This window comes from Rhizobium sullae, assembly GCF_900169785.1.
Classification (GTDB): Bacteria; Pseudomonadota; Alphaproteobacteria; order Rhizobiales; family Rhizobiaceae; genus Rhizobium; species Rhizobium sullae.
The window spans coordinates 1-1,341 of record NZ_FWER01000170.1 but is presented as its reverse complement, the minus strand read 5'-3'; the positions used below and the strand labels follow the sequence as shown (position 1 = coordinate 1,341).

At 56.8% G+C, this 1,341-nt stretch carries 1 pseudogene; it reads left to right on the top strand.

Annotated elements, in window-relative coordinates:
* Positions 1-861: 861 nt before the first annotated feature.
* Positions 862-1,341, top strand: a pseudogene (locus BN1800_RS39570) (acetate/propionate family kinase); the annotation flags it as partial.

The window sequence follows — 1,341 nt, the reverse complement described above, 5'->3', positions numbered from 1 at the left end:
CAACTGTCTTAATGTGATGCGTGCCATCAAGCTCTCTCCTTCTGAGCAGCCCTAAATGGGGCAGAAGATAAGTGCATGTACCCTCATTATAGCGAGGATTGATTGAAACCCGAAGCGTTACTGCGACCTCAGCAAATATAAAAGACCGGCTCCGCATCGTACGGGAGCACTTCGCGCAAAAGCGGCCGGCCTTTGGCACAAGCTCTATGTGGACACCCTTCGACTCTTTCAAAAGCCGTTCGATTCTGACTCGAATAGCCAACGACCTCGGCAACGCGCCTCATGAGTTTGGAGTGCCCCGACCGCAATTTGTAGTTCGTGTAGCAGTTCGTAGCTTCCAACTCCTCTGCTCAACGATTTCTTGCCTAGCTCGACCTGCATCTTGATGGACTCTGGGCGCACTCGACTTGTTATAGTAATGGTGTTGCTGTAAATTCTAAATTAGTTACTTTAGCTAATCATCCGGGAGGCCACTTACATGCGCGGTGACAAAAAGCAGCCAGTAAGATGAGAAGCCTGATCAACGATCAATGGCCCTGTTCACGCTCTTCATCACCGACCCGNCAGCCAGTAAGATGAGAAGCCTGATCAACGATCAATGGCCCTGTTCACGCTCTTCATCACCGACCCGGTCGTTCAACCTCTTCCCGGCCTGATGTCAAACGCGATATGGCGCAGAATGCTACCCCGTGGCAGGCCGGGCACAAATGCTGGTGGGCCGAATCTTGAGGCATGCCGACGCCGCGGGAATCGTGCGAACCTTGCATTCGGGATTCCGTGCGGAGTCGACTGGCATCGGGCTCACTCACGACGCTCCACGCCGCCGCCCGTCGGCGTAAAATAGAAGTGGGGGCCTGAGCTATGGACGCAATTCTTGTCATCAATGCAGGCTCGTCGAGCCTGAAATTTCAGATCTTCGAGATCGCAGACACCGGCCCCAAACGCTGCATCCGGGGCCAGATCGATGGCATCGGCGTACGACCTCGTCTCGTGGCGAGCGCCGCCGACGGAACGGTCCTGGTTGATCGCCGATATACGCCAGACGTGGTCGACCACCTGCCGGCGGCAATTGCTGAAACCCGCGCCTGGCTGCGGACTCTCGAGGGTTTCACGCTCCGCGCCATCGGCCATCGCGTTGTCCATGGCGGTCCGGACTACGCAAAACCGATCCTGATCGACCACGACATCCTGGACACGCTCGCCACTTTCCAGGAGCTTGCGCCGCTGCATCAGCCAAACAACCTGGCGCCGATACGGCTCGCGATGGAGATCAATCCGGATGTGCCGCAGGTCGCTTGTTTCGACACGGCTTTCCATCGCGGTCACGCCCCGCATACGGAT